General features: G+C 66.7%; 13 protein-coding genes and 1 pseudogene. 3 read left to right on the top strand and 11 right to left on the bottom strand.

From position 1 onward, the window contains the following. Positions 1 to 80: 80 nt before the first annotated feature. Positions 81 to 491, top strand: coding sequence for a RidA family protein (locus FB384_RS16755; RefSeq protein ID WP_183784164.1), 411 nt, complete (start codon positions 81 to 83; stop codon positions 489 to 491). 64 nt (positions 492 to 555) lie between these two features. Here the strand turns inward: FB384_RS16755 and FB384_RS27525 are convergent, their stop codons facing one another. Next, a complete protein-coding gene (locus tag FB384_RS27525; protein WP_221212759.1) occupies positions 556 to 777 on the bottom strand; it encodes a PaaX family transcriptional regulator C-terminal domain-containing protein in 222 nt (73 codons plus the stop codon). A 76-nt stretch (positions 778 to 853) separates the two neighbouring features. Here FB384_RS27525 and FB384_RS26890 point away from each other — a divergent pair. Next, positions 854 to 1,014, top strand: a pseudogene (locus tag FB384_RS26890) (IS3 family transposase); the annotation flags it as partial. 196 nt (positions 1,015 to 1,210) lie between these two features. On the opposite strand, the gene FB384_RS16745 reads toward FB384_RS26890, so the two are convergent. The 5 genes from FB384_RS16745 to FB384_RS16725 are packed head-to-tail and all read right to left on the bottom strand — an operon-like array spanning position 1,211 to position 5,417. Then, positions 1,211 to 2,197, bottom strand: coding sequence for an amidohydrolase family protein (locus tag FB384_RS16745; RefSeq protein ID WP_183784161.1), 987 nt, complete (start codon positions 2,195 to 2,197; stop codon positions 1,211 to 1,213). Positions 2,198 to 2,202: 5 nt separating this feature from the next. Then, positions 2,203 to 2,727 carry a 3-hydroxyanthranilate 3,4-dioxygenase gene (locus tag FB384_RS16740; RefSeq protein ID WP_183784159.1) on the bottom strand — a complete coding sequence of 175 codons (525 nt, stop codon included), beginning with the start codon at positions 2,725 to 2,727 and terminating at the stop codon, positions 2,203 to 2,205. Then, on the bottom strand, positions 2,724 to 3,152 hold the full coding sequence (locus FB384_RS16735) for a RidA family protein (RefSeq protein WP_183784157.1): 429 nt from the start codon (positions 3,150 to 3,152) through the stop codon (positions 2,724 to 2,726). The genes FB384_RS16740 and FB384_RS16735 overlap by 4 nt, the downstream gene beginning before the upstream one ends. Continuing rightward, positions 3,145 to 3,942: a 2-keto-4-pentenoate hydratase gene (locus tag FB384_RS16730; protein ID WP_183784155.1), complete on the bottom strand. Its 798-nt coding sequence runs from the start codon at positions 3,940 to 3,942 to the stop codon at positions 3,145 to 3,147. The genes FB384_RS16735 and FB384_RS16730 overlap by 8 nt, the downstream gene beginning before the upstream one ends. A 14-nt stretch (positions 3,943 to 3,956) precedes the next feature. After that, entirely contained in the window at positions 3,957 to 5,417 is a 1,461-nt protein-coding gene (locus FB384_RS16725; protein WP_183784153.1) for a 2-hydroxymuconic semialdehyde dehydrogenase, read from the bottom strand. A 234-nt stretch (positions 5,418 to 5,651) separates the two neighbouring features. Here FB384_RS16725 and FB384_RS16720 point away from each other — a divergent pair, with 234 nt between their 5' ends. Continuing rightward, positions 5,652 to 6,584, top strand: a complete 933-nt coding sequence (locus tag FB384_RS16720) for a LysR substrate-binding domain-containing protein (protein WP_183784151.1) — start codon at positions 5,652 to 5,654, stop codon at positions 6,582 to 6,584. A gap of 181 nt (positions 6,585 to 6,765) precedes the next feature. On the opposite strand, the gene FB384_RS16715 is transcribed toward FB384_RS16720, so the two are convergent. The 5 genes from FB384_RS16715 to FB384_RS16695 all read right to left on the bottom strand — a co-directional run bounded on the left by FB384_RS16715 (position 6,766) and on the right by FB384_RS16695 (position 14,215). Further along, positions 6,766 to 7,647 (bottom strand): PaaX family transcriptional regulator, encoded by an 882-nt coding sequence (locus FB384_RS16715; protein WP_323985256.1) that lies wholly within the window; start codon positions 7,645 to 7,647, stop codon positions 6,766 to 6,768. Positions 7,648 to 7,841: 194 nt separating this feature from the next. After that, the gene (locus FB384_RS16710; RefSeq protein ID WP_183784147.1) at positions 7,842 to 9,680 is read right to left on the bottom strand and encodes a hydantoinase B/oxoprolinase family protein; all 1,839 of its coding nucleotides are present in this window, start codon (positions 9,678 to 9,680) and stop codon (positions 7,842 to 7,844) included. Beyond that, positions 9,673 to 11,361, bottom strand: a complete 1,689-nt coding sequence (locus tag FB384_RS16705) for a hydantoinase B/oxoprolinase family protein (RefSeq protein WP_183784144.1) — start codon at positions 11,359 to 11,361, stop codon at positions 9,673 to 9,675. The genes FB384_RS16710 and FB384_RS16705 overlap by 8 nt, the downstream gene beginning before the upstream one ends. Then, positions 11,361 to 13,421 (bottom strand): hydantoinase/oxoprolinase family protein, encoded by a 2,061-nt coding sequence (locus FB384_RS16700; protein ID WP_183784142.1) that lies wholly within the window; start codon positions 13,419 to 13,421, stop codon positions 11,361 to 11,363. The genes FB384_RS16705 and FB384_RS16700 overlap by 1 nt, the downstream gene beginning before the upstream one ends. Continuing rightward, on the bottom strand, positions 13,421 to 14,215 hold the full coding sequence (locus tag FB384_RS16695) for a hypothetical protein (RefSeq protein WP_183784140.1): 795 nt from the start codon (positions 14,213 to 14,215) through the stop codon (positions 13,421 to 13,423). Before FB384_RS16695 ends, FB384_RS16700 begins: the two co-directional genes overlap by 1 nt. Position 14,216 lies beyond the last annotated feature (1 nt).

The following is a 14,216-nucleotide window of genomic DNA, read 5'->3' as shown; positions in this document are numbered from 1 at the left end:
TCGCGCTTCACTTACGATCGTCACCACAGCACGTTAACCGAATTCGGGCAAGCTGCAAAGCCCGAGAAAAGAGCGAACCCATGAACCAGGAAGCGCCCCACGTCCAGCACATGAACCCACCCGAGCTCGCTAAGCCCTCGGGCTTCACCCATGCCGTGCGCCATGCCGATTCGGTTCACCTTTCCGGGCAGACCGCACTGGATGCCTCGGGAAAGATTGTCGAGGGCGACATCGTGGACCAGTTCCGCCAGGCGCTGGGCAACATGCTGACCGCATTGCGGGCGGCGGGTGGCGAGCCGGCCGACCTGCTCTCAGTGCGCATCTACCTGGTGGACATCCCCGGTTACCAGGCCCGAGGCAAGGAGCTCGGCAGGATCTGGCGCGAACTGGCAGGCGAGACCTACCCCGCAATGACGGGAGTCGGGGTGACATCCCTGTGGCAGCCGGAAGCGCTGATCGAGATCGAGGGCGTGGCCGCTCTCCGACGCTGATCACGCGAGGCCATCGTCAGCGTGGTCCCGGACGTTGCACGACCGGGGCCACGCCACGGATCGGTCACTCCGCCGATGACTCCAAAACAGCGTTCACGTGCTCGCGCGCCGCACCGTCAAGCTCTTCCCGCAGCGCGGTGAACAACTCCTCCACCTCGATGCCCTCCCAGTTCGCCGGGAGCGCATCGAGCGGCAACCCGGGTCCAAGTAGGGCAGACGCCTCCAAATGGTGACGAGGCGAACGAACTCCTGGAAAAGCTTCGACCGGCCGCCCTCCGTCGTTCATCCAGCGACGCAGAACAGGCTCCTCACGCGATGAAGTCCGCGTAGCCTGCGGCGGAGCGTTATGGCGGCACCACGTGCGCGGCTCGATGGGCCAAGTCGGCGCGACCGGTGACAACGCCGCCATGGAAAGCTTCGTCAGCCTTTCGCAACACAGGCCGCCCTCGACCGCTGCAGACAGGCCACCCGGGAGGATCTCCGAATCTCGATCGTGACCTGGATCGAACGCACAACCCGGCGACCTGAACCACTGTCACAGTTGCCTTCAACAGCCCCGTGCGTACGTTGGCGAGCTTGCCGTGGCTGACCTGCTCGGGCGTGATCTGGTGCGCGCCCTTGAGTCGACCGAGCTATACGGTGGTCAGGGTGGTGTTGGTGACCGCGATCGACATGTCAGCACCGGTGTGTGGACCACCGACAAACACAAGGATGCCGGGCTAACCCGCGCCCGTATCGTCGAGGAAGCGGCGGGCGTTGCCCTGGCAGATCTGCTCCAGCTGCTGCTCGGTCAGGAAGTCCGCGTCCTTGACCACCTGACCCGCCGGCCGCTCGCCCAGCGGGTACGGGTAGTCGCTGCCGACCATGACCTGATCCGCGCCGAGCACGTCGACGAGGGTCCGGAGCGCTGCAGGGTCGAAAACCACCGAGTCGACCGAGAACCGGCCGAGGTACTGCGACGGTGGCTGCGCTGAGGTGCCGATGATGTCGTAGCGCTGGTGCCAGGCGTTCTCGAATCTCCCGAGCCAGAACGCGAACGACCCGCCGCCGTGCGCGAAGCAGATCCGCAGACTCTCCGGCACCCGGTCGAAGACGCCGCCGAGGATCATCGCGATGATCGACAGGTGCGTCTCCGAGGGCATCCCGGCGAGCCAGCGCGCCATCCACCGATCGAGCCGGGGCGATTCGGCCATGTCCCACGGGTGCACGAAGACGGGTATGCCGAGCGCGGCCGCGTGCTGCAGGAAGGTCACGATGCCCGCGTCGTCGAGGTCCCGGTCACCGACATGATTGCCGATCTCGACGCCCCGGTGGCCTGCGGCGACGGCCCGCTCCAGCTCACGGCACGCGGCATCGGGATCCTGGAGCGGCACCTGGCAGAACGGGATCAACCGTCCTTCCCCGGGCTCGCAGATCTCCAGAGCGAGGTCGTTGAAGATCCGCGACACCTTCTCGGCTTGGCCCGCGGCGGCGTCGTACGAGAAGAACACCGGGGTCGGCGACACCACCTGACACTCGACGCCGTCGGCGTCCATGTCCGCCAGCCGCACTTCAGCGTCCCAGCAGTCCGACCGGATCCGGCGGAACTCCCGTGAGCCGACCATGATCATCGCCTCACGCTCGGACGCCGCCCGCAGCCACGGGCGCCCTTCCCCGAGATCCGGCCACCCGTTGGGTACGTAGTGGCTGTGGACGTCGATCGTCATCAATGTCATCCCTTCCCGGGATGCAGGGCCCCACAGGCGCCGCAGGTCCGCGCCCTCTCGGAGGTGTAGAACTGCTCGAATACCGGCGGCAGGTCGGCCACGATGTCCCGCACCTGCAGCTCCACCTCGTGCACCAGCGCGTCACAGGCCTGGCAGAACCAGACGAACTTCTCGAGAGTGCCCTCCTCCCGAATCCGCTCGATCACGATCCCGATCGAGTCCGGATCCGGCCGCTGGGGCGAGTGGTAGATGTTGCGCGGCAGCATCCACATCGCACCTTCCCGGATATCGACCCGCTGCGGCCCGTCGTCGGTCATCAGGTCGACGTGCATATCGCCGCGGTACTGGTAGAACCACTCCTCGTACGGGTCGAGGTGGAAGTCCGTGCGCTGATTGGGTCCGCCGATGACCTGCACGATGAAGTCGCCCATCGGCTCCCACATCTGCTGGTTGTTGACCGGTGGTTTCAGCTGGTCACGGTGGTCCTCGATCCAGCGACCGAAGTCGAAGACGGGTGGGATGGTCGTCATGAGCTCTCCTCCTGGGTGGACAGGCAGGCGGTCGCCTGGATCTCGATGAGCAGGTGCGGATGGGGCAGCTGGTGGACGGCGACGGTGGTTCGGGTCGGGCCGGACTCGTCGAAGTACTCGGCGTAGACCTCGTTGTAGCCGCCGAAGTCGTTCATGGACACGAGGTACGTCGTGACCTGCACCAGGTCCTCGAGGCCGGCGCCGGCAGCGCCGAGGAGGTCGCGGATGTTCTCGATCACCGCGCGCGTCTGGGTGCGGATGTCGAGGTCGGTGACCCCCAGCTCATCGACCTCGACCCCCGCGAAGCTGTTGTCGGGGCGGCGGCTGCTGGTCCCGGAGACGAACACCAGATCGCCGACGACCTTCACGTGCGGGAAGCGCCCGCGCGGGGTGGCCTTCCCGGCCACGACGTGTGCATCACTCATGGGCGTTCCCTCCGGCGACCCGTAACGAGGCCGCCCCGAGACCGGCGACGGTCGCCGTGAACGTGGTACCCGCCTGCAGCGGCAAGGCCGCAGTCGCGGCGCCCGCGAGCAGGACGGCGCCGGCCGGGAGCTCGTGTCCGTGGCGTGCCGCCATCCGCTGGATCGCCGGCAACGCTGCCATCGGGTCGCCGAGGATCGCCTCGGTGCTCCCCGTCTCGCCGGTCACGCCGTCGACGGCCAGCTCGACCGCGCGCGCGGCGAGGCCGTCCGTGGCGCGCGCGTCGTCGATCGACTGCCACGGGCCGATGACGTACGCCGACGCCGAGGTGTTGTCGGCGACCACGTCGGCGAGGCTGAACCGGAAGTCGCGGTAGCGGCTGTCGATCACCTCCAACGCGGGCGCGACGTCGGTCACCGCATTGGCGAGATCGATCGCGGGGTCGGTCGGGTCGACCGACTCGCCGAGGCGGAACGCCACCTCGGGCTCCACCCGCGGGTGCACACCGCGCGCGATGTCGATGATTCCGCCGTCAACGATCTCCATCGCGTCGGTCACGACACCGACGATGACGTCCGAGACGCCCATCTGCTCAGCTTTGGCCCTGCTGGTGAACCCGAGCTTGACCCCGGTCACCTGCTCACCACGCCGGCGCCGCAGATCCACGCCGGCGCGCTGGACGTCGTACGCCTCGTCGAGGGAGAGCGCGGTCTCGAGGCTCAGCTGCGGGATAGGCAGACCGCTGCGCACCGCGTCGTCGAGGCGTGCGGCGAGCTGCGTCGCGTCGGTCATGGTTCATCCCTCTCTCACAGCTGTACACAGACGTTGGTCGGCTCGGTATAGAAGTGCAGCGAGTGCTCGCCGCCCTCGCGGCCGATCCCGGACAGGCCGACACCGCCGAACGGCGACCGCAGGTCGCGGAGGTACCAGGTGTTGACCCACGCCATCCCCACGCGCATCCGCTGGGCGACGCGGTGCCCGCGCCGGAGGTCGCTCGTCCACACCGCGGCGGCGAGGCCATAGTCGGTGTCATTGGCCACCCGGACCGCCTCGTCCTCGGTGTCGAACGGGATCAGCGCCGCCACCGGGCCGAACACCTCCTCCCGCACCACCCGCGCCGAGTTGTCGAGGCCAGTCCACAGTGTCGGCTCGATCCACGCGCCATCGGCCAGGTCGGCGCCGACGTCGGGCACCCCTCCGCCGGTGAGCACGGTGGCGCCCTCGGACACCGCGAGGTCGAGATAGGACTGCACCTTGGCGCGGTGCTGCTGGGAGATCAGCGGGCCGGTCGTGGTGGCCGGGTCACCGGGCCGCCCCAGCGTCAGTTCTTTCGCGCGCTCGGTCAGCCCACCCGCAACGAGGTCGAAGATCGAACGCTCCACATAGACCCGTTCGGTGCACAGACACACCTGACCGGTGTTGAGAAAGATCGAGCGGCTCAGGCCGTCGAGCGTGGCGTCGAGGTCACAGTCGGCGAACACGACGGCGGCGTTCTTGCCGCCGAGCTCGAACGACACCGGCCGTACGGCGGGCGCGACGGCTCGCATGATGGCCGAGCCGGTCGCCGACTCACCGGTGAAGGTGACGCCGTCGATGTCCGGATGGGTCGTGAGGTGCTCTCCCGCGGACTCCTGGCCGAAGCCGTGCACCACGTTGTAGACGCCCTCGGGGACACCGGCCTCGGTCATCACCTCCGCGAGCAGGGTCGCCGAGGACGGCGTCTCTTCCGATGGCTTCACGACGACCGCGTTGCCGCAGGCGAGCGCCGGAGCGACCTTCCAGGTCAGCAACAGAAGCGGGAGGTTCCAGGGCACGATGACCGCCACCACGCCGAGTGGCTTACGCACCGCGTAGTTGAGCGCCCGTCGTCCGTCGCCGAGCTCGGTCAGGTAGGAGTCCATGCCCGCCGCAGCAACGGTGTCGGCGAACGAGCGGAAGTTCGTCGCGGCGCGCGCGACATCGAGCTCGCGTACCAGCGACTCCGGCTTGCCGGTGTCGGCGACCTCCGCCGCGACGAAGTCCTCGAACCGCTCCTCGATCCGGTTCGCGACCCGGCGCAGCACAGCGGCGCGGTCCTGGACCGTGCTGCTCCCCCACGCGCCGGCCAGCACCTTCCGCGCGGACGCGACGGCCGCGTCGATCACCTCCCGACCGGCCTCGTGCACCTGCGCGACGAGCGAGCCGTCGACCGGGCTGGTCTTGTCGAAGGTCCGACGACCGTCGACCGCGCTCCCGGCGATCGCGTTGCGCAGCTGTTGCGTTGCCATGCGGGGAGCGTAGGCACCTGGTGACATGCCCCGCCAATGCTCTTTGGTGGTGCTTCCATGTCCACAAAGACATACCTGGGCGTGGAACACCGCACACTGGGACCGGTCGACGGGTGCCGCCAGACTGGAGGCCGCAACCATGCCGGCCAGGTACCCAGATTGCGATCCGCTATGCCCGGATGGTCATGACGCTTGTACGTGACAGCGATGCGCACGCGGCATACCGTGCCCGCCATGGAGCACCTGCGTCTGCTCGACGGCCGCCTCAAGCTACGGCATCTGCTGCTCGTCGACGCACTCACCGAGCAGGGCAGCGTCGTCGGGGCCGCTGCCGCCATGCACATCACCCAGCCGGTCGCGACCCGCAGCCTCCACGACCTCGAGGACATCCTCGGTGTCCAGCTCTACGAACGCGGCCCGCGCGGCATCACCCCGACCGAGTTCGGCATCGCCTTCACCGAACACGCACGCGCCGTGCTTGCGCAGCTCACCCAAGCCGCCCGTCACGTCGACGAGATCGCGGACGCCACCCGCGGACGCGTCGTCGTGGGCACCCATCTCGCCGGGTCGAACCTACTCCTGCCGCGTGCGATCGCTCGAGTGAAACACGACCGGCCGCTGCTCAACGTCGTCGTACACGAGGCGACGCCCGAAGCCCTGCTCGTCGAGCTGTCTGCCGGCAGGGTCGACGTCATCGTCGGACGCTTGACCGGCCAGAGTACCGAGCACACCCGCCGCACCACGCTCTACGAGGAGTCGATCCGCGTGGTCACGGGCGCGGACCACCCGCTCGCCGGCCGGACCCGGGTGACGTTCGAGGACCTCTGGGAGTACCCCTGGATCCTCCCCGGCGTGGAGACGATCCTCCGCCAGGAACTGGCGGAGTTCTTCGTCCGCAACGGGCACGATCTCCCCGCCAACCGGGTCGAAGCGACATCGTTCCTCACCGTCCGCCAGCTCCTGATCGAGACAGAGATGATCGCGGTCCTGCCCGGACTGATCGGAGCGGACGACCCCCTGCTGACAACAGTGCCGATGTCGCTGGAGCCGATCGGGCACAGCGTCGGCATCACACTGGCAGCCGACCGCCGAATGACGCCAACGGTCCGTGCCCTGATCGACGCACTGGAGACGACCGCGTCCGAGATCTACGATCCAATGCCATGATTCGGCGGTCTTGCGAACGTTCGTAATCGGCAACCTCGAACACGGGCCTCCGTAGCGGGACCTGTGACACCACGGGACGTTGAGGGACTACTGAAGACTCCCGGCGCTACCAACCTCATGGCCGGGTATCTCGAGCAGAGGCGCATGCCGATACCTGTGGCCCTCGTGTTTCTCATACGCACTACGGCTGCTCCGCCGCCGCTGCTCGTCCGGGGTGTTCGTCGATCACGGATTTCGCGAAGTGGTGCGCGGGTTCGGCGAGTCGATCTTTGAGCTCGTCGAACAGCGTTGCCGCGCGAAGCGCGTGCCAGTCGTGTGGCAAGAGCTCGGGCGGCAGGCCCGGGTCGAGGAATGGGAGGCGGCGCCACGCGGTCAGCGCGCGCACATAATCGGCGAATGCATCCGCGTCGTTATCGGTGCGGCGTCGCCGCCAGCGGTTGAGCACTGGGCGGAACGATGTCAGGAAGTCGTCGTAAAGGTGTTGCAGGCTCTCGAGGTCCCACCATTCGCCTACCAGTTCGCGGATGTCCCCGAAGGCCAGGTAGTCGGCCTGGAACAGGTCCACATATTCGGATAGTTGATATCGCTCCAGTACCTCGCGGGTCTCGTCGTACAGGTAGCGCGGGGCAATCCACACCCCCGATGTCGTGGTGCCGAATCCCAGCCAGCTCAGCCGGGACCGCAGCGCGTGCCTCAGCTGGCGCTGGGACTCGGGAACGCTGAAGACTGCGAGCAGCCAACCGTCCTCCAGCTCGGCACGCTGCCGGCCGAAGATTCTCTGATCACCCTCGTCCAAGATCTCCCGGGCCTGCTGGGACGGCTCGTAGCCGGCTACTCCGTCGACTCGCCGCGCGTCGAGAAGTCCCCGGCGTTTCAGCCGGGAGATTGCCGACCGCACTGACTGCGCATCGACGTTGAGCTGCGCCATGAGCCGGATCAGCGCGGACACACCGATCCAGCCGCCGACCTCGCGCGCGTACAGCCCGTAGATCGTCACGATGAATGCCCGGGGCTGTGTTGACCTCGACTCTGCGCCTTCGGTTGCGCTGTTTAGCGTCGTCACGGAGACACGATAACGCTCCCTGCTCGAGGTGGCCGCCACCACCTCGAGCAGGGAGCCGTGATCACCGCCATCGTGCATAGCAAAGCCGATTCCGACCGGATAGGCGTGGTCGCCGAGGCTCTGGCCGAACGTCCGAGACGGTGACAGCGAGCTGCGCTGTCTGCTCTCACCTATGGATGGCTGGAGCTATTGATTCATGACACGCGATGCTGAATCCGGGCACGCTCGATCGTGCGCTCCCGACCAATACCCCGCCGCACGCGGGCAGGGTCGGCTCGGCGTGCTTCGCGTTCGATCACGGTCGCCTCCTCGTCGGCGCTCAGCGAGACGGGGTCGATGACCACGCCGTAGTCCCGAAGTGCGCCCTCGATCGACACGAGCTCGTCGAACACGTCGTCGACGACGGCGTCGACGTCTCGGTCGAGGGGGTCTCCCCAACCGCCACCGCCACCGCTCTGGGAGAAAATGACTTGGGACGGGTCGTAGCTCTGTGCCACCGGGTACTCGCCACAGATCGCCTCGTCGGCGTTCTCACCGATGATGCAGAAATTGCCGGCGCCCTCATAGCCGCCGGCATATCCGGGCAGCGGGTAGATCAAGGATTGCGAGTTGAATGTTGCGAACGTGTTGCTGGCCCCCCGGTCGGTCCGGCGCATGACGTAGGCCGGGCTTCCTCGCCATTGCCCGGGCGCGGCGCTGTCGATCTCGTACTCCGCCTGATGATAGATCGTAGGGAACTGGACCTCGGTGAACTCGTTGTTCGCTGGCCGCGAGACGCTGAACGGCGTCGCCCACGCTCCCCAGCCGTCGTGGCCGTACACGGCGCTGTTCGACATCGCCACCGGCGACATGTCCCAAAAGAAGAACTTTCTGGGATTGCTGCTCGACGCCACCAGGAATCGGTCCTCCCGGTCATCAGAACCCACGCAGTAGTTGTTCGCGATGTCGATCGAGACATTGCCGACGCGTTCGGGAACAATCTCCTCGAACGCCTTCATGACTGCTTGGCCAATCTGCCCGCCGCACACGATCGTGCCGAGAACCGTTGCAGCAGGCGAGACAGCATTGACGATCGTACCCTCCGGAAGCCTGATATCGACCGGTTCGAAGAACCCGGAGTTGACGGGGATGTCCGGGCATAGCGAGGCTAATGCAATCGAGACGTAGGCGATGGTGTTGGCTGGGACCGAGTTGACCAAACCGTCGGTCTGCGGGTCGGTCCCGTCAAAGTCGACCACAATCCGATCGTCGTCGACCGTGACCGCCACCTCGATGTTGATATCGGTATGGTCGGCGTAGTCGGTGTCCACGTTGAAGGAGCCGGAGTAGGTTCCGTCCGGCCAAGCTCGCACCTGGTCACGGAACATCCGTTCGGAGTACTCGAAGATCCAGTCGAGACTCTCCTCGACCTTCTCAAGGCCGTGGCGCTCGACGAGCTCGGTGATCTGCCGTTCACCGACCCGGCAGGCTCCAATCATGGCTTCGACGTCGGCCTCGGTGATGTCAGGCAGGCGGTTGTTCGCCATCAGCCAGTCCCACAGCTCCCGGCGTCGCGTTCCCCTCTCGTAGAGTTTCATCGGCGGGATCCGGAACCCCTCGTGCCAGATCTCGCGGCAATTCGGGTTTACCGCACCGGCGATCGGCCCGCCCTGGTCGAGGACGTGGAGCCTGCCTCCGGTCAGAAAACGAGGTCGACCGTTGAAGAAGATCGGTACGACGACGTTCCAGCAGCCCAGATGGCTGCCGCCGTGGTACGAGTCCGCGACGAGAAGAGCGTCTCCGGGATGAAGGTCCCCACGGAAGAACTCGAGGACGGTCTGGGACGACGAGAGTCCGGCGAAGGAGTGTGCGATGATACCGGCTCGCGAGACCATTTTCGAGGTTGTGCCGTCGTAGCTGTAGATGCCGGCGCCACAGTCCTTCGCCTCGTTCACCACCGAGTTCGGCGATGAACGGCACATCGTCTCGAAGATCTGGTCGGCTATCGTGTCGAGCTGGTTGCGGACAATCTCCGCGGTGATTGCATCAGCCATTGCTGTTCTGCCCTTCCAGTCGGTAGACCTTGTGTGCGGCCTCGGGAGAGATGAGCTCGTCGGCCAGGTCGGACTGGACGGCTGCGCGGTCCCGAGACCGCGGATCACCTAGTCCACCTCCGCCCCCGAGCCGCATCCGAAGCCGGGTCGCGGCGCCAACCGGGGCCTCGGTGACGACGAGGGGCGCCGGCGCCCAGCCGTCCGGTGTCTGGAACTCGAGACTGCCCGGCCGCCCCGCTCCTCCTCCATCTGTCCCCGCGACGCTCGACTGCAGGGACTCCGTCCAGAGGGTGAACAGGAGATCCGGCGGGAGGACAAAAGTCGCCTCCACGGCGGGTGCGCCGGTGTGTGCACCGGCCCCGGCGCTGTCCATGGCGAATTCGAGGCTCTCAACGGCCGGGTACTGCTCGGCCTCCCACTGCTCGACTGACGGGAGCTCGCCGCGTGCGGAGATCTGTGGTCCGCCCCACCCGTCCGCCGAGCCAGTGGCGCTCGCTCCGCCGATGGCCCAACGACCGAGGTCGATCTGGTCGCTGCGGTTGTCGGCCGGCCGACAGAGCACGGCCGGCCGCGGGACCGTGAGGGAGGGGACTGGGCGCGCCCGCGCCGGGTTGAGAGTCGCCGCGACTACGTTGGTCACCTCGCCGCCCGGATGATGCATGCCGCAGCCCACGGCAGCCGGCTGCACCGGGTCGACGATGCTGCCTGGGCGGGTGACTACACGAACGACGCGCAGCAGCCCGCCGTTCGCCGGGACCGCCTCTCCCAGAGCTGCGAGAACGGCTCGCATTGCACACGACGCCGTAACCCCCGCTGGACTGTTGACGAACTGGCTACTTTGATCGTCGGACTCTGAGAAGTCCAGGGTCACGTTGCCGCCTTCAACCTCGGCGGCGAGCCGGATCACGGTCGGCTCCCCACCGCTCGCGAGGAGGAGCTCTCGGTGGTCCGAGTAGCTGCCGCTTCGCCACGTGCGAACCAGGCCGCGAGCGATCTGCTCGGTGTAGTCCTGCGCGTAGGAGAAGGACTGTCGAACGAGGTCGACACCGTGGCGCCGGACCAACTCCGCACATCGCTGCTTGCCCATATCGAGCACGGCGAGTGCGGCGGTAATGGTGCGGCGAGTTTCCTCAGGGCGGCGTCCATTCAGGAGGAAGGCCGCGACGACATCGCGGACCGGGCGGCCCAGCCGCTGGATCTTGACCGGTGTCACGACGACACCTTCCGCCAACAGCTCGGTGGCCTCGGGATTGACGTTGCCGCCGACCTGTCCCCCGATGTCGCGGATCCGGGTGCGGACCGCGATGAGCCCCACGACGTGGCTGTCGACGAGGTACGGCGCCACCAGAGTGATGTCTTGGACGCGCGTGCCACCGGCGGAGGGATCGTTGGTCAGGACGACGTCGCCGTCGTCGATGTCGAACTCGAAGTAGTCGATCACGTGGGAGACGGTCGCCTGAATCGATGGCAGCTCTGCAGCATTGTCGACCGCGACGACCTGACCCCTCGCATCGCAGATGGCGACCGAGAACTCGCGTGCCTGCCCCACCTCGATGGTGGGCGCCGAGCGGGCGAGGACCGCCGCCAGCTCGTCGACGGACGCGACCAAGCGGGTCCGCAAGATCTCGAGCGCGACCGTGCCCCCGGGGCGGTCGTCGACGAGTGTGTTCGCGGCGGACATCACCGAACCACCTCGATCACGTAGGTCTCGTATTGGTCGAGCATCGCCTCCTGGCCGTCCGAGACCACGATGGTCGTGCCAGGCTCGTGAATCACGGCCGGCCCGGTGATCACGTGCCCGGGCTCCACGAGGGCACCGTCGAAGATCGGTGTCTCGACGAAACCGTCTCGTCCTTCGAAGTAGACCTCCCGCATACCGACCTGTGCCGGCGAGGAATCCTCGTCCGTGAACTTGTGCGGTGGCGTCACGTCGCCAAGACTGCGCACCCCCGTCAGGTCGACGCGAGCCGACACGATCTGCACCGGCTGATCGGGCCGCTGGTGCCCGTAGAGCTGGTCGTGCAGCTCGTGGAACTCATTGAGCGCCCGGGACAGGCTGACATCCGAGATTCGGCGGGTGCGCGTACGGATAGGCACGACCACCTCGCGGGTCTGCCCCTCGTACCGTACGTCCAGGTACCGTTCGAGGTGGCTGGTCTCCGCGTTCGGCAGCAGTTCCTCCGCTTCCGCGCAAACGGCGTCGAACACCTCGGTCAACTCTTCGGGACGGACCGATTCGGCAGCGCGCACGTAGGACTTGATGCGTGACACCTTGAAGTCAGCGACGAGGCCGCCGAACGCACTGAGGACTGCTGCTTTGCGGGGCACGAGCACGGTCTTGATGCCGAGGTCGACAGCTTGCACGCCGGCATGGATAGCCCCGGCACCACCGAAGGCCATCAGAGCGTAGTCGCGGGGGTCCCGCCCACGGCTCACGGACACGAACCGAAGGGCGTTCGCCATCTCGCTGTTGGCAACGCGAAAGACACCTACAGCCGCATCGAGGACCGAGATGCCCATGGGCTTGGCCACATGCTCCTCGAAGGCCCTCTCGGCGGCGGCACGATCGAGGCTCAGCTGTCCGCCCATGAACCGGTCCTGGTCCATGAACCCGAGAAGCAGGTTGGCGTCGGTGACCGTGGGCCGCGTGCCGCCACGGCCATAACAGGCAGGCCCGGGGTTCGCGCCGGCGCTCTCCGGACCGATGCGGAGGGCGCCACCGTCATCCACCCACGCGATCGAGCCTCCGCCCGACCCGATGGTGTGGATGTCTACGAGCGGTACAGCCACCCGGTACCGACTGATCCAGTTCTCGACGCCGATCTCGGGTTTCCCTTGGTGGATCAGGCATACGTCGTAGCTGGTGCCGCCCATGTCGCCGGTGATGATGTTGCGATATCCAGATCGCTCGCCTAGTGCACTTGCGGCGACGACGCCACCGGCGGGTCCCGACAGGACTGCGTCCACGCCGTGGCCCGCAGAGTAGGCGACGTCCATGATGCCGCCGTTGGACTGCATGACCACAAGCTCACCCACGAACCCGGCGTTTCGAAGGCCTTCGTCCAGTCGCTGGAGGTAGCTCTTGAGCAGAGGGGACGTGTAAGCGTTGACCACGGTGGTGCTGACCCGCTCGAACTCACGGATCTGAGGCAACACATCACACGACAAGGTGACGAAGCAGGTGGGGTGCTCCTCGGCGATGATCTCGGCGATCCGGCGTTCGTGGGTGTCGTTGACGAAGGAGAACAGGAGGCAGACCGCGATCGACTCGATGCCGGCGTCTTTGAGCTCGCGGACCGCACTGCGCACCTCGTCCTCGTCGAGAGGCGTGGCGATATCGCCGCGATAGTCGATCCGCTCGGTGACCCCCTTCCGGAACCGGCGTCGGGTGATCGGGTGCGGCGCAGGAAGGGACAGGTCGAAGATGCTCTCCTTGTAGCCCCGTCGGATCTCGAGGACGTCCCGGAAGCCCTTTGTGGTGATCAGGCCGGTGGGTACACCCTTGTACTCGAGCATCGCGTTGGTGACCACGGTGGTCCCCAGGATGAACTGGTCCGTGACGGCCAGAGTCTCCTCGGCGGTACGGCCGAAGTGCTCGGCGACGACATCGACCGCATTCAGCACGGCGGTCGCCTCGTCGTTCGGTCTGGACGACACTTTGCCGGCGAAGACCTCGGTTCCGTCGGTCGCGACCACGTCGGTGAACGTGCCGCCGACGTCGACGGCAATCGTGAAGCTCATCAGTTCTGCCTTTCAGGATGGGGCGGGCGGATAGACCGGGTGGGCCCGGAATCGGTCGGAGGAACACGATGAACCTGGTGAACGAGCGTGAAGGCACCGGATGCCAGCGGAATTTCGACGTCGGGATTCGGAACCGCGAGAGTGACCTCGATCTGCGTGTTCAAGCCGTCGATCTGGTCGAACGCCAGTTTCGCGTTGCCGGCTCGGAGCAGTTCGCCGTCCTCCTCGAGCTCGAAAAGGTCCCGATGGCGCTGTTGCCACAACCCGGCCTCCTCTCCGTACACACGCACGGCGCAGACCTCGGGGGCGGTGTCGGCCTCCTCGAGGAACGGCAGCGGGAAGAGCCGTCGTTCCTGGAGCGCGAAGAAGAGCTCACCCGTCGGCGGGATCGGCCAGAGCGCCACGAAGTAGCCCATCGACCCGTCCTCACGGCGCCACGAGCCACACTGCGCCATCGCGTCTGCGGTTCCCGGCTTCTTCGCCCAAGCCGCCATGTCGGCCGCTCCGTCAGCGGTGGTGTAGCTGACGTTGGCGATGCGGGGGGTGTTCTCGAACGGATTTCCGTGGGGGAACGACCCTGGCGTCAGCTCGCATGCAACTTCGATGAAACCGCCTCCGCCGAGCGGAAACATCCGGGACCGCAAGCCCAGAGCCGGTTCGACAACGGCATCGGCCATCCGGAGACCGGCTCTCTCCAATGCCGTCGTGATCGCGACGACCTCGTCCGGCGTCGCCATTACGATGATGTGATCGATGATCCGCTTCTCCGGCGGAGATGGGATGTGCGCTCCCATG

It is taken from the genome of Prauserella sediminis (assembly GCF_014195435.1).
Taxonomy (GTDB): domain Bacteria; phylum Actinomycetota; class Actinomycetes; order Mycobacteriales; family Pseudonocardiaceae; genus Prauserella; species Prauserella salsuginis.
The sequence above is the reverse complement of the archived record's forward strand: the minus strand, read 5'-3'. Positions and strand labels throughout refer to the sequence as shown.

What these genes read in the sequence shown, in the direction of transcription:
- FB384_RS16755 (WP_183784164.1), top strand. Translation starts at nt 81, where the DNA reads ATGAACCAGGAAGCGCCCCACGTCCAGCACATGAACCCACCCGAGCTC.
- FB384_RS27525 (WP_221212759.1), bottom strand. Translation starts at nt 777, where the DNA reads ATGAACGACGGAGGGCGGCCGGTCGAAGCTTTTCCAGGAGTTCGTTCG.
- FB384_RS16745 (WP_183784161.1), bottom strand. Translation starts at nt 2,197, where the DNA reads ATGACGATCGACGTCCACAGCCACTACGTACCCAACGGGTGGCCGGAT.
- FB384_RS16740 (WP_183784159.1), bottom strand. Translation starts at nt 2,727, where the DNA reads ATGACGACCATCCCACCCGTCTTCGACTTCGGTCGCTGGATCGAGGAC.
- FB384_RS16735 (WP_183784157.1), bottom strand. Translation starts at nt 3,152, where the DNA reads ATGAGTGATGCACACGTCGTGGCCGGGAAGGCCACCCCGCGCGGGCGC.
- FB384_RS16730 (WP_183784155.1), bottom strand. Translation starts at nt 3,942, where the DNA reads ATGACCGACGCGACGCAGCTCGCCGCACGCCTCGACGACGCGGTGCGC.
- FB384_RS16725 (WP_183784153.1), bottom strand. Translation starts at nt 5,417, where the DNA reads ATGGCAACGCAACAGCTGCGCAACGCGATCGCCGGGAGCGCGGTCGAC.
- FB384_RS16720 (WP_183784151.1), top strand. Translation starts at nt 5,652, where the DNA reads ATGGAGCACCTGCGTCTGCTCGACGGCCGCCTCAAGCTACGGCATCTG.
- FB384_RS16710 (WP_183784147.1), bottom strand. Translation starts at nt 9,680, where the DNA reads ATGGCTGATGCAATCACCGCGGAGATTGTCCGCAACCAGCTCGACACG.
- FB384_RS16705 (WP_183784144.1), bottom strand. Translation starts at nt 11,361, where the DNA reads ATGTCCGCCGCGAACACACTCGTCGACGACCGCCCCGGGGGCACGGTC.
- FB384_RS16700 (WP_183784142.1), bottom strand. Translation starts at nt 13,421, where the DNA reads ATGAGCTTCACGATTGCCGTCGACGTCGGCGGCACGTTCACCGACGTG.
- FB384_RS16695 (WP_183784140.1), bottom strand. Translation starts at nt 14,215, where the DNA reads ATGGGAGCGCACATCCCATCTCCGCCGGAGAAGCGGATCATCGATCAC.